Below are 21,127 nucleotides of genomic sequence, written 5' to 3'. Positions count from 1 at the left end.
CCGTGCGCTGCATATGCGCTCGTTCGAGGATCAGAATTTTATTAAACCGGTCAAAGGTAGAGTTGGTATGGACAATGTGCCGGGTGCCCGACAACGCATCAGACCGGAATTCCACAGCGGGTATGAGAGCCAGCTCCGATATTCTTTGCCAAACAGCAATTGGAGTGTGGGTGGCAACGGTAGATTTTTCTCGATGTATTCCCATCACGGCGATGTGACTAGGAGTGGTAGCGTTTTAAATATCAATGGTACTAGTACAGGCAGACAACGTTTAAACATCGGTTATCGAGGAAATACACCGGGAAACTTTGACGTCGAAGATGGCCGCACTTTTGCCGCACAAAGTTCAACCATCGTTAGTTCTATAGACGTTGACGCTGAGTATACCTTTGATAGCGTGCCTCAATTAGCCGCAAAAGGGGGTGTCAGGATAGGAGGCATCTACAGGACGCTGGATGTTGTTGTGTCTAAAGGTGTGGGTAATCGCCGCCCTGAAATTGTAAGTGACAATGAGGTGTGGTTTTTAGGAGCCGGACCAACCTTCGGCGCATCCATTGACCAGCCTATTGTGGCCGGTTTGAAAGGGCGGTTTGATGTTATCGCCTCTATATTGTCGGGTGCGAGCTCTGTCAAATCGTATAACGAATTAAAACATGCTACTACTTCATACACAGCTAACTTTGACAGCCTGAAATTTCATGTTGTGCCGGTTATAGATGCAAATATCGCGCTCGCGTATGAGCACAATATTTTTGATATTGTGCACGGTGCACTGGAGATTGGCTTCACTACGCAACACTGGCTCGGACTTCATGACTTTATGCGCGAACCTGATGGCTATTCGCATGGTCGGTTAGACACCACAATTGTGGGGTATCTTGGCCCGTACTTCAAAGCGAAGGTGATTTGGTAGGGAACAGTCTTTGTAACTAGTTTTTGCTGATTATAGATAAAAAATCGACACTACCGTAATTCGCATAATGTATATTATGGAAAATAAAGCCATTGTAATTATTGCAATATGGAAAATGAAAGACATCGTAATTGATGTATGAAATCGCAATTAGAATTTATAAGATAGTAAGACATCTGTCTCACATTGGACTTGCAGGCAAAGGTTTGGTCTTCACATTTAATTTGCATCAAGTGTCTGATATAACCTACAAAATTAATGCATTTATGATATTAACAATGTTTCCGTTCATTTGTTATATGCTGATAGTAAAACCTTTTTTATCTGGGTTTAGAAATGCTGCGTACTAAAATTAAAGGCCGCAAGATCCTTCAACTTGCGATCATTGTTACTGTATCTTTTTATTTTGCAACCTTAATAACCTTTACGGCTAACGCAAAAAAAATGAAAGTCGTGACTACTTTCACGGTTATAGCAGATATGGTGGCTAATGTTGCTGGTGATGCTGCGACAGTCGTATCCATTACTAAGCCCGGCGCTGAGATTCATGGGTATCAACCTACTCCAGGCGATCTTGTTCGCGCTGCAGATGCGGACCTCATTTTGTGGAACGGCATGGGTTTGGAGCTTTGGTTCGAACAGTTCCTTTCAAATCTTGGGAAAATACCCTCAGTGATCGTCTCTAAAGGTATTCAACCTATTCTTATTGAAACTGGTGTAGATAAGGGGAAACCTAATCCGCATGCCTGGATGGGTTTAGAAAGTGCCCTAATTTATATAAAGAATATTGAGGAAGCACTTTCTAGATACGACCCAATCAACACCAAAGTGTATTCTAGAAATGCACAAAATTATAAAAAACAACTGCGCCAAACACTTGGACCATTGCGGGCTTTAATTATGACTATACCCAAGTCACAGCGGTGGCTTGTTACATGTGAGGGAGCGTTTAGCTATCTTGCCCGCGATTATGGTATGAAGGAGTTATACTTATGGCCGATGAATTCCGATACTGTAGGGACACCACAGCAGGTTCGCTCAGTCATAGACAAAATGCGCGCTAATAACATTAAAGTAAATTTTTGCGAAAGCACTGTGAATACAGCGCCAGCAAAACTAATTGCAAGAGAGACAGGAGCTCATTATGGAGGAGCACTTTTTGTAGATTCGCTTAGTGGGCCCAAAGGAAAAGTGCCTACATATTTGGATTTACTAAAGGTTACATCACGAATAATTGCACATGGTCTAACAGCAAAAACACGCGGTGGGCCCTAAGTAATGTTAAGCAGATCAGACTATCTATCGAGAAATAACAAGGATTGAACACAAGCTTTAACACTCAATGTTTGAAGAAGGCTAAAATTGCTAAACGGAAATAAACCCCGGCAAGGCGACAAGCGAGTGAGATACTCGGGTAATGGTATCTCTGTGCGCGGCATTAATGTTACCTATAGGAATGGGCATACAGCCCTTTGGGACGCTACTTTTGAAATCCCCCGTGGTTCAATTGCTGCATTGGTTGGTGTAAACGGCGCAGGAAAATCAACCTTGTTCAAAGCCATTATGGGTTTTGTGCCGGTTGATGGCGGAAAGATCCGAATTTTAGATCTGGCAAGCAAATTAGCGCTCAAAAAAAATTACGTTGCCTATGTTCCACAATCGGAAGACGTGGATTGGAACTTTCCGGTATTGGTCGAAGAGGCAGTAATGATGGGTCGCTATGGCAGAATGGGCTTCTTTCGTAGAGCAAGCAAACATGATGAAGAAATAGTCGATAAATCTCTAAGGCGTGTTGGAATGGATGAATACCGAACCCGTCAAATTGGTGAATTATCAGGAGGTCAACGCAAGCGTGTGTTTTTAGCTCGCGCATTGGCACAGGATGCTCAGGTCATTTTACTCGATGAACCCTTTGCTGGTGTGGATGTTCGGACCGAAACCCAGATGATTGAAATACTTTCTGACCTTCGCACAGAGGGTCGCGTGATACTTATTTCAACCCATAATCTCGGGACGGTGCCTGAATTTTGTGATCAGTCGGTTCTTATAAATCAAACTGTCATTGGATACGGTCCAACACAGCAAGTCTTCACTCGCGAGAACCTGGAACGTACGTTTGAGGGGGTACTCCGGCATCTCACGATACCTGCTCAAACTCTTCATACCGATGGCGATGAACGTAACGTAACGATCCTTACTGACGACGAAAGGCCGTTTGTGCAGTATGGGGGCGAAGTTCAAACTACAGACCACGACGAATGATAGATACCCTCCTCCAACCCTTCACATACTCCTATATGATAAATGCAATGTGGGTGTCATCGCTTGTTGGTGGCGTGTGCGCTTTTCTCTCGGCTTATTTAATGTTGAAGGGTTGGGCATTAATCGGCGATGCCCTAGCGCATTCTGTCGTGCCGGGGGTAGCGGGCGCTTATCTTCTCGGCCTACCGTTTGCACTTGGGGCATTTGCAGCTGGAGGCCTAGCAGCATTATCAATGCTTTTTTTATCAGGACGTTCGGGCCTAAAAACAGATGTAATAATTGGACTTATTTTTACATCTTTTTTTGGTCTCGGGCTTTTTATGGTTTCAATTTATCCTGTCGGCATACAAGCTCAAACCATTATCATGGGAAATATTCTGGCAATTACCCCAAGTGATACACTGCAGCTTGCGATAATTGGATTTGTGACGCTCGCTTTATTATTGGTTAAATGGAAAGACCTGATGCTTACTTTTTTTGATGAAAACCAGGCAGAAATCTTGGGGCTCAAGCCTCGTTTGTTAAAATTAGTTTTTTTTGTTTTGCTATCAGGCTGCATCGTTGCAGCAATGCAAACTGTAGGAGCATTTCTTGTTGTTGCAATGGTCATAACACCCGGAGCCACAGCGCACTTAATATGCGATAGTTTTCCTCGTCTCATCACAGTCTCAGTAATAATCGGCACAGTAACCTGCTTTGTAGGCACATATGCCAGCTACTTTTTAGATGGCGCCACTGGCGGCATTATCGTTGTTCTTCAGACATTAGTTTTTTTAGCGGTCTTCATTTTTGCTCGCAAATACGGCCTCATAGCTAGCCGTCGGGCACGCGCATTATCCGATGCTCGAAGTCGAGCAACGTAATTCATTGCAAGGACGAGGAAGGATAAATCATTTATGGACCTAGACATAGTCCTGTTACCCTTCAAATTTCCATTTATGCAGAAGGCATTCACGATTTCATTAATCGTTGCGATACCAACTGCCCTACTTTCCTGTTTTTTAGTGGTAAAAGGTTGGGCGCTTATGGGAGATGCTGTCAGCCACTCTGTCTTGCCGGGCGTTGTCATTGCATATATCTTTGGGCTCCCCCCCATCATCGGCGCTTTCGCAACAGGAATGATGTGCGCCACCGCGACCGGTTATTTGTCCGATCGTTGTCGTGTCAAAAAAGATTCAATCATGGGTATTATATTTTCTGGCATGTTTGGCCTTGGCATTATTTTATACGTTTCAGTAAATACCAATGTTCACCTCGATAATATTCTTTTTGGGAATATTTTGGGAATTGAAACCGATGAAATTATTTTCACCAGTCTCGTTTCAATTGCAGTTGCTATTGGCTTGCTCCTTAAATGGCATGATCTCGTATTACACAGTTTCGATCCGACACAGGTCCAAACAGCCGGATTGTCCAACAATATTCTTCATCACATCCTGTTGGCCGCCATGACAATGACGGTTGTGGTGACACTGGCCACGACGGGCTTGATATTAGCCATAGGATTGATGATTGCGCCGGGAGCAATCGCATTTTTAATCTCCAAAAAATTCAGCACAATGCTCTTAGCTTCCGTTGGTATCTGCATTTTTTCGATGCTGTCTGGCACTTATGCAAGTTTCTATCTTGATAGCGCACCGGCGCCAACGGTGATACTGGTCTTCACGACTATTTTTGTATCAGTATTCATCTGCACGCAGATAAAAACACATTGGTGGAGAGGATCTAATTTCCAGAATTAACGGAATAATGGATCCTGGTCATAGAATTGTACGAATTATATTTCAATGATCATGCCGTCATAACCCGGTTCAACATGCTCAGGAGTGTCACGCATCACAGTGTCGTAGTCCATTTGCCTACCCATGTGATGAAGAAACGCTTTCTCGGGATTAACCCTTTCGATCCACTCTAACGTTTGCTCAAGCCATGAATGCGTATGATGTTGTTCATATCGAAAACAGTCAACAATCCAAACTTTCACCCCTTCGAGTGCCGTAAACGCAGCTTCGTTAAGTTTTACTGCATCAGTCGAATAAGCGAAGTCACCCACACGTATCCCAAGTGTTGAAGAGAAGCCATGGTCTTGTTCAAATACGGTGAGATCAAGATCTCCGACCTGGCAGCTGTTCACTATATCGTTTCTTAAAAGCATTGGCTTGTAATAGAATCTTTGAGCCCCCTCTTTCAACGGCTCAAAAGCATATGCAAACTTATGCTCTATAAGATCTAGGTGGTCGGAGCGACCATAAACGGGAATATCTTTGCCCATTGCCATATTAATCCACCGAAGGTCATCAATGCCGTGGCAATGATCGGCATGAGCATGGGTAAATAATACTCCATCGACACGCTCGAGCCCTATACTCAATAATTGTTCTCGGCAATCAGGTGGACAATCTATCAGGAGATCAGATTTTTTAGTCTGCAATAAGATTGAAGAACGAAGCCGCCTATTTTTTGGATTTGCAGGGTCACAAACACCCCATCCACCATTAATTTGGGGCACACCGGCAGAACTTCCACAACCGAGTACGGTAACCCTCATGGTGACCTCGGGGCTTGTGCCCGACTAAAAAGAGAAAAGAAATTATTCGTTGTCTTGCTTGCCAGAATTTTGGGGTCTACTTTCTTTATGTTGGCCAAAGTATTTGCCGTGTGCGCCATGTAGCACGGTTCATTCCTCTTGCCGCGGTGAGGCTCGGGGGCCAGGAACGGTGCATCCGTCTCAACGAGTAATCTTTCCAGAGGAACATCTGCAACAATACTCCGTAATTCTTCAGATTTCTTGAAGGTGATTATACCTGAAATAGATATGTACAAGCCAAGTTCGAGGGCGGTTTGTGCCAAACTAGGCCCACTAGAAAAGCAATGCATCACGCCACGGAAGTAACCCTTTTGCATTTCATCCTTAAGGATATGGGCACAATCCTCATCGGCATCGCGAGAATGAATAACAATGGGTAGTCCAGTAGAACGTGCTGCCGCAATATGCGTGCGAAAGCTCTTTTCTTGGTCCTCTCTGGATGCATTTTCGTAGTAATAGTCCAAGCCGCTTTCCCCAATGCCGACGACTTCGTCAAATTCCGCTAAATCAATAAGCTCAGATGGATTTCTCTGACATTCAAGACTTGCCTCATGGGGATGAACGCCGACAGTGCACCAAACGTTATCGTAACGCGCCGCGAGCCTCTGCACTGATTTTGCTTCACTAATTTTTGTACAGATTGTTACGATTGTTTCAATATCAGACTTACGTGCCCTAGCAAGAACATCGTCTATATCGCCATCTCTTTCGTGGTAATCTAAATGACAATGACTATCGACGAGCATCGCTACGTCTGCCCGTTTTCAATAAATCTTGGAAATACAGGTTCTGGCGTTGGCAATGGGGTGCCTACAATAAGAGCTTCTTCAAAATCTTTAAATTCGCGTTTGGTTTGATCGACGGCAAGAAGATCAAGTATTTTACAACCGGAATCGGGCATAAATGGCTGAATGACGAGTCCTATATAGCGTATTATTTCAACCAAAACATAGAGGACTGTGCACATACGGTTTGGATCCTCTTTCCGTAAGGCCCATGGTGCCATTCCATCAACATATCTGTTTGCTTCGCCTATAAGACTCCAAATCTCTTCCAACGCACGATTGAATTTTTGATGGTTGAGCTGATCGCGAATGACAGATAATAATCCAGATCCCTTTTTGATTAGCTCCACATCGTGGGGAAGAAAATCTTGGTGTGGTGGAACTTCACCGCTGCAGTTCTTAGCAATCATAGAAAGCACCCTCTGGCAAAGATTGCCAAGATCGTTGGCCAACTCGCCATTAAGACGACTCACCATAGATTGGTGTGAAAAATCCCCATCATTCCCAAAAGGAACTTCACGGAGTAGGAAGTATCGGACCGCATCAAGACCGTAAGTTCGAACTAGAATTAAGGGGTCGATAACATTTCCAGTTGATTTCGAGATCTTTTGGCCCTCGTTGGTCCACCAGCCGTGAGCAAAAATACGTTTAGGTGGCTGGAGGCCTGCAGCTAATAAAAAAGCAGGCCAGTACACAGCATGGAAACGAAGAATATCCTTTCCCACCATATGTAAATCGGCTGGCCAAAAGCTTTTAAAGTTAGCACTCTTTTGATCTGGAAAACCCACTGCCGTGAGATAATTCGTCAGGGCATCTAGCCACACATACATTATATGATCATTATTGTGGGGTACTGGAATACCCCACTGAAATGTAGTGCGCGATATTGAAAGATCATTTAGACCGCCTTTTACGAAACTTACAACCTCATTTCTGCGGCTTTGCGGCATGATAAAATCAGGGTGTTCATCATAATGTTTCAGCAGAGTTTGTTCCCAAGCTGATAGTCGAAAAAAATAACTGGGCTCCTCAACCCATTCCACCTCTGCTCCGGTCGGAGCAAGTTTCTTTCCATCTGGCCCGTCTTTCAGATCGCTTTCCGTATAAAACGCCTCATCGCGAACAGCATACCATCCGGAATAGCAATCGAGATAAATATTGCCAGTTTCAACAAGTTTATCCCAAAGCGCCTGTGCGGAAACTCTATGCCTTTTTTCTGTGGTCCGAATAAAATCATCAAAACTAAAGTTCATCACTTCAGCTAATGTACGAAAATTAGCCGACACCTCATCGGTGAATCTTTGAGGATCAACATCAGCAATCGCGGCGGCCTTTTCTACTTTCTGACCATGCTCATCGGTTCCAGTTAGAAATTTTACTTGAACCCCGTCAAGCCTTTTAAACCGTGCCAGTACATCACATGATAATGTTGTATATGCGTGCCCGATGTGAGGGGCGTCATTCACATAATAAATTGGCGTAGTCACGTAATATGTATTTTTATTTGCCATAGCTATTTCGTGTACACCTTATTTGCTATTTCCGCTTTATTTATTTACCGAGGAAACAGCAGCTAACATCGAAAAACATTCGATAAGCACTTGCTTTCGATCAAGATTTATTCGTTCGACTTCAGAGAGTAAAACTCGCGTTTTTTCTCTTACATCTAACCAACGATCAATGGAAGCGCCGCCTTCAAACAAGCGTAATTTTAATTCGTTTTCACCCTCGATAACTTCTGTGCCACTTTTACCACCCGCAGAAATTAAAATTAGACTTCCGATCCAATCAGGGATTAAATTTACAAGCATTGGAAAAGTCTCTGTGCCACTATCTTTTTTGCGCGAGGCTAGGTCACTTAGGTCATGGATTGATTGAATATCTAATTTTGGCAAACTAGAAACCACTCGATAAAATGCCTTATAAAGATCATAACCGTTCCCTGTTATGAGTTGCATTGCTTTACCTATGCTGCCGCCCGAGAGCCTAGCGACACCGTCTATAGAGTTTTCTTTCATTTCTGTCTGGCTTAAATATGATTTTACCTGTTCTACTGATAATGGCTGCAATTCTAAACGTCGACAACGTGATCTAATTGTTGGAAGGAGCCGTCCCGGCGCGTGACTTACAAGTAAAAAAAGCGTTTTTAGGGGTGGTTCCTCTAGGCTTTTTAATAATGCATTTGCTGCATTTATATTCATTGCATCAGCAGGGTCTATAATAATTACTCTCCAAGTGGCGGTCGTAAGATTAGTAAGCCCTGTACTTTTACGAATCTGATCAATCACAATTTTCTGTGATGCCCTGCCAGTCTTGGGGTTGATCCAACCCGGCTCTAATACTCTTAAATCGGGATGGGCACCTGCCTCTATTTGTTTGCAATGTGTTAAATCCTTGCAAACAGATAGCTGTGTCAGCACTTCCTCCCCTTTGTTGCCAAATAAGGATGCATCGTGAGAAAACTCTGTGTTATCGACTTTCAATACGAAACGTGCGATTCTATAAGCCAAAGTTGCTTTACCAATTCCTTCGAGACCGGAAATAAGCCAAGCATGCGGCACGCGATCTAATTGCCACGCATCGATAAATTGTTTCTCGGCAGACTCATGGCCAATTAGTTCATAGGTTCTACTCGGCACAAGCTCTTCGTTCATCGTTTAAAAGCTTAGACTAAAATGCTGACCGACTGAGGTGACCACTTGACGCGCTATATCTTCAACTGAATTATTACCATCCAACACCACAAAACGATCTGGGTCACCTGCTGCGATATCCAGAAACCCTTTTCGAACCCGCTGGTGAAAATCAATGTCCATCTCTTCGTATCTAGTGCCTGTTTGGTCACCGCGTAATTTTGTGCGATCTAAACCCGTCTTTACATCGAGATCGATTAAAAGCGTCAGATCAGGCATAAAACCCGGGAGCACTATTTCATGTATTTGGTCAATTATACTTAGGTTTTGACCTAGCCCATAGCCCTGATATGCCCTTGTGGAGTCCAGGAAACGATCACATACGACCCAAGAACCAGCCTCTAGAGCCGGCCGCACCGTATTTAAAATATGCTCGTAACGTGCTGCTATATGCAATAAAGTTTCAGTGAATGGCGCCCAACGGTCTCCCTCTCCTTCTACAAGTAGTCTCCGTATTAATTCCGCGCCAGGCGCACCGCCAGGTTCGCGAGTAGATATAGCGGCAATCCCAAACTGTTTGAGGGACTCTACTAGTAGATTGGCTTGGGTAGATTTACCAGCACCCTCACCTCCTTCAATTGTTATAAACTGTCCTGAAATGATACCTGCTCCATTACTGACTTTTGCCCCAGAGCAAGTGATTAATAAGGGCGCTTAGCCGCCCCATGCGGCCGAGCTCCGCAACACTAGCACCGGCTATTAGTGGCAGTTGAACCATATCTTCACCAGGGGCATTCACAACAAGAACACCAAGTCTGTCTCCCCGACGAATAGGAGAAACAATAGGCTCAGTATATTTTGCTATTACCCTAAGTTGCTTGCGAGACCGTTTTTTTAATGTCACAAAAAGATCTCGTTCTAGTATTAATGGCACTGAGCTAGCAGCCCCTAACCAAACAGAAGCATCTGCTACCGTTTCTCCAGCGAGAAATAACCGATATGTATCAAACGTTCTATATGCCCAATTGAGAAGATACCTAGACTCTCGAGCACGATCTTGCTTGGACGCTAGGCCGTTAACAACAACTATTATTCTTCTATTTTTTCGAATAGCAGACGCAGCCAAGCCGTAACCAGCAACCTCAGTGTGCCCTGTCTTTAATCCGTCTGCTCCTATACCAAGCCCCAAAAGAGGATTACGATTTCTCTGGTTAATATTTGCGTACTTAAACTCTGCCTCAGCGTAATAATGATAAAAATCAGGGAATTCACGTATCGTGGTGTCAATCAATGTCGCCAAATCTCTTGCTGTGGTGAGATGTTCTTCATCGGGCCAACCTGATGCGTTCTTGAAAGTTGAATCCTTCATCCCAATTTCATGGGCTTTCTCAGTCATCTCACGTGCAAAATCTTCCTCGCTACCTGAAATACCTTCTGCAATAACAATCGATGCATCATTCCCTGACTGAACGATGATACCTCTGATGAGATCCTCAACACTTACCGTATCGTTTGGTTTAAGGAACATCCGCGAGCCCCCCTTTTTCCAAGCACGTTTGCTGACTCGAAATTTTGTGTCGAGAGATAACGTGCCTGACCTAAGGCGATCGAAGACCATGAACGCAGTCATCATTTTGGTCATCGATGCAGGATGCATGGGAGCATCGGCATTTTTTTTCAACAATGTACGCCCCGTGCTGTACTCAACAACCAGTGCTTGCTTTGCTTTGGTTGGTAGAGCCGCAACCGGTGCGTACATTACAGCTGATAAAAATGCTGCAAGCAAAAATATTGCAGTTGCTGTAACCTTTCTTGAACTTTTCATAAGTAAATATTACCCATCTATGTCATGTTTACGGCATTCCTTGGGCGAATGTAATACGCCTGAACATCTTCCTTAAAAATACTTTCAATCCACTATTATACGTGCCCCAGGGAATCCCGACCCCATGACGCGTGCCAAAATTACATCAGCAGTTTTCACATTACGATATGGCCCGAGACGCACCCTAAAAAGCTTTCCTTTTCCTTTTTTTGTTCTGCTGATAGTTGAAGACCCCAACGAACTTAATTGAATGTGTACACGATTAGCGTTAACAAATTGCGAAAAAGCACCAGCTTGAACAAATATTTGAGTATCGGCTTTGACAGCTACCCGCGATACTTTGCCATCTGATAATTTGATTGTTTCAGCCAGTCGAGAGCTTTCTTTCTCAGGTAACAAGTTCGTCTCATCTTCCCGTTTGATTGGAGATTGACGTGAAGATTGAGTGCCGTCAAACGGCGGTAATGCTTGCCGTGTAACGGACATACTTGGTGCAGACTTTGGAGTAACAGTGCCTGAGTTGGAACCTACAAGACCTTCACTAGGCAATTGAGTGCCAGGCAAGATAACGCCTTGTGAAGCAGAGGCTAGTAGTCTGCTCTCGCGTTCGAGTACTTGGACACGAACGGGTGCGGTCCCTGCGCGTTCGAAACCGAGCAACTGAGCTGCGCGCTTGGATAAGTCAATTATACGACCGTGAGCAAATGGGCCCCGGTCATTCAGTCTAATATTCAGGGCTTTGCCGTTACGTAAATTAGTAACCCGCACAATACTTGGCATAGGCAACGTTTTATGCGCCGCACTCACAAGGTTCATGTCGAAAATTTCGCCGTTAGCGGTTAGCTTGCCATGGAATTGGGGACCATACCACGAAGCTATGCCAGTTTGATCGTATTGATAATCAATTCTGGGTCGATACCAGATACCTTTTATCTGATAAGGCCCTCCAACCTTGTAGCGTCCGCCCCCAGTTGGCCGGGCATTATCGGCCCCAACTTTCATTAAATTAGCGACGAATTGTGTCTCTGAACAGTTTGCGAGCAGCAAAGACGACACCAGTATAATAACTATGTTTAAAGATCTATTTTCAATCATCTCCACCTGACCGCTTCCCCAAATTATTGCGATCGCAAGAAGCTATTGTAGACAGCGACAGGATCTCGAGCAATGATACATTATTTCCCAACAAGGCGTTCCCATAAATTTATCGTTATATGCCCATCGGCTGGTATATCTTCTCGCTTTTGAAAATCTCTTATGGCAGACCTCGTGTTTTTGCCAACAACTCCATCTGGGTTACCTACATAAAACCCCATTGAATTAAGCTTTGCTTGGATTTCTTTCACTTTTTTAATACTTACTCGTCGATAATTTTTGGGACGAGCTATGCTTATTGGTGCGGCGCCTTTCAACCTATCAGCCAAATGACCGATTGAAATTGCGTAAAGAATAGATTTATTCCATCGCATAATGCGTCTAAAGTTAGGATATACTGCAAATGCCGGCCCTTTATGTCCCGCCGGTATTACCAACCAGGTTTTGATATCAATATTAGGTAAACTAGTGTCATTGATTTTCTTCAAACCCGCTCTTCTCCATTCGGATAGCGGTTTCCAATCGTTAAGCGTTGCTTTTGAAAAATCAAAATGTTGGGGGAGCTTTACTTCTCGACCCCATCTTTGTTTGGGATCCCAGCCTAATGAAGAAAGGTAGTTAGCTGCTGAGGCCAAAGCATCAGCCACATTGTTCCAAATATCTCTTTTCCCATCGCCATCAAAATCAACTGCGTATGCTTGATAAGTCGTTGGAATAAATTGGAAATGCCCCATAGCTCCGGCCCAAGAACCCCTCATTTTCTCAAGAGTAATGTCGCCATTATCAAGAATCTTAAGTGCTGCGATTAGTTGCGCCCGAAAAAATTTCGATCGCCGACCATCATGAGCGAGTGTAGCTAGCGCAGGGATAACTGGGTATCCGCCAAACCATTTTCCAAAATTACTTTCTAACCCCCAAAATGCCATTAAATAGTGGGCTGGCACTCCAAACTTATTGGTCACACGCTGAAGCAAACTTTTATGCGTTTTTAAAAGATCCATTCCCTTCTGAATACGCTTTGAGTTTACCCTCTTCATATACCGCCAGTAGGACAGTGTGAATTCTGCCTGCCGACGGTCTTTTGCGATAACGTCAGGCAATGGCTGCGTACCACGCAGCGCAAGACTTAGAGTGTGCTCTGAAACTCCTGCGGCGGAGGCGGAAGCTCGAAAATCAACTAGCCAGTCATCAAAATTAGTAGGTTGAGCACTTGAAGCACTGTTCACACCGAAAAAAAATATGGCGAAAAAAAACCAATACCGTGGTTTTGCAAAAAACAAAGCGAGACCTCCGACTACTTTTGAATACAATATGGCATCGTAGAATTGGACCCCAAGACCCCGAATCAAATAAAGTCGAACACATCCACAGTGCGACTGCAACCACCTCTATACTGGCAAAACATAGGTTACCCGTGCTAGATCTCCGTTGTCTCAAAACCGGAGGAAGTTTTATGCCGTTCGAAGCTGCTAGCCACGCTCTATCAAAATACAAGGTTCTTGATCTAACGCGTGTGAGATCGGGACCCACCTGTGTTCGTCAATTAGCTGATTGGGGTGCCGATGTAATAAAAATCGAACTACCACCAGCGCTCGAAGGAGGAAATGCCCTGGGCGGTGCTAGGCATGGTCCCGACTTCCAGAACTTACATCGAAATAAACGTAGTTTGACACTCAACCTGAAGGAGGAGGATGGGCTTAAAGTCTTTAAACGATTGGTGACAGACGCAGATGTCGTTGTTGAAAATTACCGCCCTGATGTTAAAAAACGCCTTGGCATCGACTATGATAGCCTCAAATCTATCAATCCGAAGATCATACTCGGCTCAATATCAGGATTTGGCCAGGATGGGCCTTATGCAAAACGGCCAGGCTTCGATCAGATTGCGCAAGGTATGGGCGGGTTGATGTCAATTACAGGCCTGCCGGGAAATGGCCCTGTTCGCGTTGGAATACCAATTGCAGACCTATGCGCCGGCATGCTGTGTGCTCAAGGTATTATGATCGCTCTTCTTGAACGTGAGAGCTCTGGGGAAGGACAATGGGTGCAAACATCACTCCTTCAAGCAATGATATTTATGCTCGACTTTCAAGGAGCCCGTTGGACATTATCAGGTGAGGTTCCTCAACAGGCTGGCAATAACCACCCAACATCAATACCTACAGGTGTATTTGAAACAACCGACGGCTTTATCAATTTGGCAGTAGCGGGTAATTTAATTTGGCAACGTTTTGCGATAGCTGTTGGGCACGAGGAATGGATCGAACATCCAGACTACAAAGAAGCGGAAGCACGATCAAAGAATAGAGATGCATTGAACGCTGAGATAGCAGAAATCTTAAAACATAAATCAAGTGACGAGTGGGTAGAAAAACTCAACGAACAAGGGGTGCCATGCGGGCAAATTTACACCATCGACAAGACATTTGAAGATGTACAAGTGAAGCACCTCGAGATGCAAAAAACGGTAAATTCTGAAGCACTTGGCGATATCAGTTTAGTAAATCAGGCTATCCGATTGTCACGAACACCCCATGATTTCGTGAAAGCCCCACCGGAAGCTGGTGAGCATTCGGATGAAATACTTACCGAAGCTGGTTATACTGCCGAGGATATCTCCGATTTACGTACCCGTAATGTAATTTAACACAGTGTTTTCTGAGGGTTTTCGCCGGATCGTACAATTTTTGTTTTTAAGATCAAAACCGGGGCGAAATATGGTTTTTCAAATAAATTCAACATTTTCGGATCGATAACAAAAATACATATAGTTTGGTTACCAGAGGTATCTTAAAGGAGCTCTCAAAAAGTGGTCCTGCTGAACATATGAGTATGGCCGGGATTAAAAGGCAAAAAATTTCGCTTGAAATTTGGGTTAATCTATTAGCCACATAAAGAACGCCGATATTTGGTGGTCCTAATAACAAGTTTTGCAGGAACACTGATAATGCTATTCACTCAGAAAGCCACGCAATATTGTGGCACCATCGTAGGAAATGAAATACAACGTGATCAGTGTTTCGCGTATGGTATCTTTTGCATAACCTCGAAATGTTATTTATCCGGCGGGTATGTGCCAAGGCATACCCAAGCCCCCATTCATAGACATAGCACCTACCCTTTATAAATTAAGCAGTAGTATAGTTCTGGAAGCACACTAAAGGTTACCCCCGTGCAGCTTGTCAAAACAACTGCACTAAAAACGGTTATTGGTATGATAACTATTGCGATTTTTAGAAATGCACGCCCAATTAGGTGTAGATAAGTTATTACGGTATGTTTTCTTGTGTTTTCGTTAACTGGCTAAGTGAGACTATTCCATGCAAACTGTATTTCCCACAGGGACAACTATTTACCAACCGGATAAATGTTTCAATGGCCTCACGATTTACCCTTCTGCAAAAAAAGACGTTGGTGCTGTCCTGATAGATATGAATGGTAATGAACTTAGAAATTGGCCTCAATTTAATAATTACATGGTGAACCTGCTACCAAATGGCAGCGTGCTAGGGGGACAAACAGGTCGGGTAAATGAGAAATACGATCACATGCTTGGGGCAGACGATCTTATTCAAGAAAATTGGGACGGCGAAAAAGAATGGAGGTTTTTTAAGGCCGATCAAATGCTGAGAAATAACCAAAAATATTGGGTAGCACGACAAAACCATGATGTAGTTCGAGAAGGTTGTCCAGTCGGCTACTATGTACCAGGCCAAGCGCCGAAAACAAGAAACGCAAAAACGCTATTTTTGAGTTACCGGACTGGAGAATGGCCTGAGGTGACCCGTGATTATCTCCCCCGTGCGACACGGATGGTTGAAGTGTCTTGGGATGGTGAAATAGTTTGGGAATGGATGCCCGCTGAAAATTTTGAGCAATTTGGATGGAGCGCTGAAGCAAAAAATGCCCTTATGAGACGGTGTAGGAATCAAAATGGAGTTTTCCAAAACACTTGTTCATACGTTGGCCCAAACAAGTGGTTTGACGCAGGCGATGACCGCTTTCATCCAGAAAACATAATTACAGATGATCGTGCAACCATGATTTACATAATAGAAAAGAAGACTGGCAATATAGTTTGGAAAATCGGCCCATATTACGATCGTGACCCTGCTTTGCAAAAAATTGAATGTGTTATTGGACCGCATCACGCTCACATAATTCCAAAAGGATTACCTGGTGCGGGAAATATTTTGGTTTTTGATAATGGAGGAGCTGCCGGTTATGGTGCTCCAAATCCAGGAGCACCAGACGGAACCTGGAATACCCTTCGAGATCATTCTCGTGTCTTAGAAATTAATCCCATAACCCTGCAGATTAATTGGCAGTTCACAGCATTAGACCAAGGTTTTGCAGAGGGAGAAGAATCCCGTTTTTACAGTCGCTATCAAAGCGGAGCACAACGTCTTCCAAACGGGAATACATTAATTACAGAGTCGCGACACGGCAGAATTATTGAAGTAACACCAAAATGTGAGATTGTTTGGGAGTATGTTAGTCCGCACAACCTTCTTAGCTCGAAAACATTATTTGCGAGTAACGCGTTCCGAGGCTACCGCGTCCCGTACGATTGGGTCCCTCAAGTAGAGGCATCGGCTGAGCGCGCTGTAATACCTCCACCCAATGGGCAATTTAGAATTATACCAATGGAGTAACGGCGGTCCCTCGTTATGCTTAGCTGACAGTCAGATGAAAAGTAAAATAATCGACCCTTGCTAGAGTGTAGGATTCTGCCATTCTTATTGTCACAAGAGTAGATTTTTATTTATTTTTTCCTCCACATTTAGGCATATGCAGGGTTGTCATGACTAATGCGATTTTTTCGCTCATTAAAGTACCAAGAATGTCAGCATCAAATAATTGCCTTGCACCGATTAGGGAGGTTCAGCTAAATCAAGCCTTTCGTGTCCGCAAACAGTAGCTTTGGCCATGCCGCAAAAGTATCTCAATAAAATTCTCAAAGCCCCAGTTTATGATGTAGCTATTGAATCCCCTCTTGATCCTGCACCGGGGCTGTCGGCGAGACTCTCGAATAACATACTAATTAAAAGAGAGGACTTACAGCCGATTTTTTCTTTCAAGTTGAGGGGAGCCTACAATAAGATGATTAGCCTGCCTTCAAGCTTGCGTAAAAAAGGAGTGATAGCGGTTTCCGCAGGTAATCATGCACAGGGGGTGGCGCTAGCAGCATCAAATTTAAAAATATCGGCAACCATTGTCATGCCACAAACTACCCCCGAGATTAAAGTTACAGCTGTCCGCAAACGGGGCGCAAAAGTCATTCTATATGGTGATGATTTCTCTGCAGCATATGGAAAGGCAATGGAGCTTATTAAAAGAAACGGGCTTACTTTTCTCCACCCCTTTGATGATCCCGAGGTTATCGCTGGCCAAGGAACAGTGGGCATGGAGATACTCCGTCAACACATGGGAAATGTAAACGCAATATTTGTCCCCGTCGGCGGTGGTGGTCTCGCCGCTGGAGTGGCTGCTTACGTTAAAATGGTGCGACCTGAGATAAAAGTCATTGGTGTGGAGGCCTCGGACGCAGCATCGATGTATCACTCGTTAAAAAGAGGTCGCCGCGTAGTATTAGATGAAGTTGGCACATTTGCCGATGGTGTTGCAGTAGCGCAAGTTGGTAAAGAAACATTTCGACTAGCTAGGAAATGCATTGATGATATCGTAATTGCAGACGTTGATCAAATGTGCGCCGCAATCAAAGATTTATTTGATGACACTCGTGTTATAGCTGAACCATCCGGCGCCTTAGCTGTAGCAGGAATGAAAATTTATGCAGCGCGCGAACGTCTGAAAGGTCAGACCTTGATTGCAATCAACACCGGAGCCAACAGCAATTTTGATCGGCTACGATATATATCTGAGCGTGCCGAGATAGGTGAGGACCGCGAAGCCTTATTGGCTGTTACTATTCCCGAGAAGCGGGGCAGTTTCAGAAAATTTTGCCGTATGCTCGGCAAGCGGAGTGTTACGGAATTCAATTATCGTTATACGGATAACACCAGTGCTCAAATATTTCTGGGGGTAAAATTGAGCGACGGAAATAGGGAGCGTATGAAAATAATTAAACTATTGAAAAAGAAAGGTTACCCGGTAGTCGACTTAACAAATAATGAGATGGCAAAAACGCATATACGCCATCTCGTAGGAGGACGACCAAACGGAATGTTGGATGAAGAGATATATCGATTTGAATTCCCGGAGCGGCCTGGGGCACTAATGAATTTTCTTACGAAAATGGGTAATACTCGAAATATAAGCCTTTTTCACTATCGTAACCATGGCGCTGCGGTTGGGCGGGTACTTTGTGGCATACAAGTACCGGAAGATGGAGCCGCACAATTTCGAAAATTTCTAGATAACTTGGGTTACCTCTATTTTCGAGAAACTGATAACTCTGCCTATCGGATCTTTCTAAGATCATAGCAGCTTAAACTTCAGAATTAGCCATAATCTATGGTCGTAGCCTAAATAATGAATATTTTTATGATATAAAGCAATATTTGAAAAAAACTTTTTACAGTTAGACATTAATTAGACGTGCCGAGAGTGAATTGTTATGCTTGATTTTACAAGTGGGTGGGCAGTGATATTTATTAATTACCAGTATTGTTGGGGGGGGGAATGAGATCGCCCGGAGCTAGGTTTGTTAGTCGATTAACAAATAACACTATGGCGTTGGTATTGGCGGGAGGCCGCGGTGAGCGCTTAGGCGTTTTAACTGACTGGAGAACCAAGCCAGCAGTACCATTTGGCGGTAAATTTAGGATTATTGATTTCACGCTTTCAAACTGCATGCACTCTGGAATCAATAAAGTTTGTGTTTTAACGCAATACAAATCGCACTCTTTAATTCGGCATCTCATAGAAGCATGGACTAAAATTAACAACGAACGAGGTGATTTTTTAGATATTGTTCCAGCACAACAATGGACAGACGACGAAACATGGTTTCAAGGAACAGCAGATGCTGTTTTTCAATCCCTCGACATAATTGAAAGTCATGGGCCAGACTATGTTATTATTTTGGCGGGCGATCATATCTACAAAATGGACTACGGAGAAATGCTTGCCGAGCACGTAAATACAGGCGCTGATTTCACTGTAGCATGTATGACGGTAGACGTAGAACAGGCAGCAAAACAATTCGGTGTAATGGGAGTTAACGAGAATGGCCGAATTTTAGATTTTGAAGAAAAGCCAGCAAACCCGAAAACTATCCCCGGTCAAAAAAATAAGGCGCTGGTTAGCATGGGGGTGTATGTGGTGTCTCAAGATTACCTGGCCGCTCGATTGCGTGAGGATGCAAAACTACAGGGTTCTAGCCATGATTTTGGTCGCGATGTAATTCCAGAAGGTTTACGGCGTGGTGATCATTTCCATGCTCATCGATTCCAAAATCCTACAAACGATGATCCACCCTACTGGCGAGACGTTGGCACTGTTGATGGTTATTATGAAGCCAACATGGAATTAGTCACACCGAATCCCCCATTAGACCTCTATGATCCCATTTGGTCCACGGTCACACATCAACGGCAACTAGCCCCTACCCTATTCAATTGTCCGGACGGTGCCAGATTAATAGAGTCGACAATGGTGAGCAGCGGTTGTGTGATTGTAAACTCGGAGGTTCGACAATCAATATTATTTTCGGATGTAAGGGTGGATGACGGCTGTAATTTGGATGGAGTGCTGGCTCTGCCTGGTTGCCGAATAGGCGCAGGATCGAGACTGAGAAATGTTATTCTTGATAATCGCTGTGAAGTCCCTCCTGGCACGATCGTCGGGTTTGATGCGAAAAAAGATTCAAAATCTTACAACATCACCGACAATGGCATTGCCCTTATAAACCGGAGAATGCTGGGTCAAGGTCTTAGTTACAAACCAGAGGCATCGAGCTGATATTAGAAAAGTTAAACCAAGAAATTAGCTATCTAACAGGGATACTGGTGTACTCACAAAAGACAGTGCATTTTCAATAAAACCGTAGTCAACTGTTCCATTTTCAACCAAAGCACATTCGTCACTGCTTGCCATTACCAGTTCGCCTAATACCTCTAACCCCCCAACAATTCCTTTGTCGCCATTCCAAAATTGTTTGTCTCGATGACGTGGAACGAAATAAAGATTTAGCTCGTCACATTCATTTGAGAACGTTGCAACAAAATTGGCAGTTAAACGCTCTTGTTCGAAGTCGTTAACGCTAGCCCATCGCGTAATCCAATCTCTAGCCTTTAAAACTACCGCAGTTAACTGGCCGCGCCATCGCACAACTGAAATCGGATAGTCTAATATAAAATCTGGGGCATCATCACTTTTTGTTTCTTGAAATAATCGTTCTTCAAGAGGAAATTTTGGCGCCTCAGGAGCTCTGCGAAAGAACTGAAAATGCAAGTGCCCAGGTATAGAAGCCCCTGCCCCGATCCCGTTATAAAAACCAACGTGATTAGGGAGTTGCATGGCTGTTTCGCAAAGATCTGTTAAAACCCGCTCCAACTTTAAGTCTTCCGACTTATTACTGAACAACTGTAATCCTTGCGGAATATGGGTCTGCGAAGCTACCACAACATGATTAGGAAGAAGTGGAAAGGGATTCATCCAAGCGTAATAGATACCTCCACTAGCTTCTATTTCAAAGCCAATTTGACGCTGGCCTTGTTGCCACCGAATGTTCTCACGACATAGAAAACACCCATTATTAAGACTTTCCTCGCCCGGGGGCGGATGTGCAACTCCGGCGCCTCCGTGCCGCTGTGCGCGTTTTGGATTGAGCTGGACCCGGAAATTAAGGTCCGTGTTTGTGGGGTGCCCAAATACCAAACGCCGAACATTCTGCAGGTCATCTTGTATAAATCCGCTTTTTCTCTGATGAATTTCTAATTCATCCAGTGCGGCACTCAGACCTCCGCTTGTCATAGCTATGGTCTGTAATTTAGCGTTTAAATTAGACCAAGAAATTTCATAATCCATGAATACTTGAATAAATTAATTTTAAAACAGGTC

General features: G+C 44.0%; 18 protein-coding genes. 9 read left to right on the top strand and 9 right to left on the bottom strand.

Translation table 11 applies throughout. The features are described 5' to 3' along the window. The 5 genes from VX941_09740 to VX941_09720 all read left to right on the top strand — a co-directional run. On the top strand, positions 1 to 913 hold a 913-nt coding region (locus tag VX941_09740; GenBank protein ID MEE2933690.1), incomplete at its 5' end, for an Lpg1974 family pore-forming outer membrane protein. Between the two features lie 336 nt (positions 914 to 1,249). Further along, positions 1,250 to 2,188, top strand: a complete 939-nt coding sequence (locus VX941_09735) for a metal ABC transporter substrate-binding protein (protein MEE2933689.1) — start codon at positions 1,250 to 1,252, stop codon at positions 2,186 to 2,188. 126 nt (positions 2,189 to 2,314) lie between these two features. Then, positions 2,315 to 3,175 carry a manganese/iron ABC transporter ATP-binding protein gene (locus VX941_09730; protein MEE2933688.1) on the top strand — a complete coding sequence of 287 codons (861 nt, stop codon included), beginning with the start codon at positions 2,315 to 2,317 and terminating at the stop codon, positions 3,173 to 3,175. After that, positions 3,172 to 4,038 (top strand): metal ABC transporter permease, encoded by an 867-nt coding sequence (locus VX941_09725; GenBank protein ID MEE2933687.1) that lies wholly within the window; start codon positions 3,172 to 3,174, stop codon positions 4,036 to 4,038. The genes VX941_09730 and VX941_09725 overlap by 4 nt, the downstream gene beginning before the upstream one ends. A 33-nt stretch (positions 4,039 to 4,071) precedes the next feature. Further along, positions 4,072 to 4,917, top strand: coding sequence for a metal ABC transporter permease (locus VX941_09720; GenBank protein ID MEE2933686.1), 846 nt, complete (start codon positions 4,072 to 4,074; stop codon positions 4,915 to 4,917). 35 nt (positions 4,918 to 4,952) lie between these two features. Here VX941_09720 and VX941_09715 read toward each other — a convergent pair whose 3' ends face one another. From VX941_09715 to VX941_09680, 8 genes are all read right to left on the bottom strand, one after another. Next, the gene (locus VX941_09715) at positions 4,953 to 5,723 is read right to left on the bottom strand and encodes an MBL fold metallo-hydrolase (protein MEE2933685.1); all 771 of its coding nucleotides are present in this window, start codon (positions 5,721 to 5,723) and stop codon (positions 4,953 to 4,955) included. Then, complete coding sequence (locus tag VX941_09710; protein ID MEE2933684.1) at positions 5,720 to 6,508, bottom strand: TatD family hydrolase; 789 nt, start codon at positions 6,506 to 6,508, stop codon at positions 5,720 to 5,722. The genes VX941_09715 and VX941_09710 overlap by 4 nt, the downstream gene beginning before the upstream one ends. Positions 6,509 to 6,510: 2 nt before the next feature. Next, positions 6,511 to 8,058 carry a methionine--tRNA ligase gene (gene metG, locus VX941_09705; GenBank protein ID MEE2933683.1) on the bottom strand — a complete coding sequence of 516 codons (1,548 nt, stop codon included), beginning with the start codon at positions 8,056 to 8,058 and terminating at the stop codon, positions 6,511 to 6,513. Between the two features lie 36 nt (positions 8,059 to 8,094). Beyond that, positions 8,095 to 9,201 carry a DNA polymerase III subunit delta' gene (locus tag VX941_09700; protein MEE2933682.1) on the bottom strand — a complete coding sequence of 369 codons (1,107 nt, stop codon included), beginning with the start codon at positions 9,199 to 9,201 and terminating at the stop codon, positions 8,095 to 8,097. Positions 9,202 to 9,204: 3 nt separating this feature from the next. Beyond that, complete coding sequence (tmk, locus tag VX941_09695; protein MEE2933681.1) at positions 9,205 to 9,825, bottom strand: dTMP kinase; 621 nt, start codon at positions 9,823 to 9,825, stop codon at positions 9,205 to 9,207. 28 nt (positions 9,826 to 9,853) lie between these two features. Then, positions 9,854 to 11,005: a D-alanyl-D-alanine carboxypeptidase family protein gene (locus VX941_09690; GenBank protein MEE2933680.1), complete on the bottom strand. Its 1,152-nt coding sequence runs from the start codon at positions 11,003 to 11,005 to the stop codon at positions 9,854 to 9,856. A gap of 84 nt (positions 11,006 to 11,089) precedes the next feature. Then, positions 11,090 to 12,100, bottom strand: coding sequence for a septal ring lytic transglycosylase RlpA family protein (locus tag VX941_09685; protein ID MEE2933679.1), 1,011 nt, complete (start codon positions 12,098 to 12,100; stop codon positions 11,090 to 11,092). An 80-nt stretch (positions 12,101 to 12,180) separates the two neighbouring features. Beyond that, positions 12,181 to 13,410 (bottom strand): lytic murein transglycosylase, encoded by a 1,230-nt coding sequence (locus tag VX941_09680; protein MEE2933678.1) that lies wholly within the window; start codon positions 13,408 to 13,410, stop codon positions 12,181 to 12,183. A gap of 143 nt (positions 13,411 to 13,553) precedes the next feature. On the opposite strand from VX941_09680, the gene VX941_09675 reads away from it, so the two are divergent. The 4 genes from VX941_09675 (at position 13,554) to glgC (ending at position 20,026) form a co-directional block, all read left to right on the top strand. Beyond that, positions 13,554 to 14,747, top strand: coding sequence for a CaiB/BaiF CoA-transferase family protein (locus VX941_09675; protein ID MEE2933677.1), 1,194 nt, complete (start codon positions 13,554 to 13,556; stop codon positions 14,745 to 14,747). A gap of 673 nt (positions 14,748 to 15,420) precedes the next feature. After that, positions 15,421 to 16,755, top strand: coding sequence for an arylsulfotransferase family protein (locus VX941_09670; protein MEE2933676.1), 1,335 nt, complete (start codon positions 15,421 to 15,423; stop codon positions 16,753 to 16,755). A 274-nt stretch (positions 16,756 to 17,029) separates the two neighbouring features. Next, complete coding sequence (ilvA, locus tag VX941_09665) at positions 17,030 to 18,547, top strand: threonine ammonia-lyase, biosynthetic (protein MEE2933675.1); 1,518 nt, start codon at positions 17,030 to 17,032, stop codon at positions 18,545 to 18,547. Between the two features lie 198 nt (positions 18,548 to 18,745). After that, entirely contained in the window at positions 18,746 to 20,026 is a 1,281-nt protein-coding gene (glgC, locus tag VX941_09660; protein ID MEE2933674.1) for a glucose-1-phosphate adenylyltransferase, read from the top strand. 24 nt (positions 20,027 to 20,050) lie between these two features. Here glgC and VX941_09655 read toward each other — a convergent pair whose 3' ends face one another. Continuing rightward, positions 20,051 to 21,094 carry a DUF4922 domain-containing protein gene (locus tag VX941_09655; GenBank protein MEE2933673.1) on the bottom strand — a complete coding sequence of 348 codons (1,044 nt, stop codon included), beginning with the start codon at positions 21,092 to 21,094 and terminating at the stop codon, positions 20,051 to 20,053. Positions 21,095 to 21,127 lie beyond the last annotated feature (33 nt).

The organism is Pseudomonadota bacterium, from assembly GCA_036339585.1.
Classification (GTDB): domain Bacteria; phylum Pseudomonadota; class Alphaproteobacteria; order UBA8366; family UBA8366; genus UBA8366.
The sequence above is the reverse complement of the archived record's forward strand: the minus strand, read 5'-3'. Positions and strand labels throughout refer to the sequence as shown.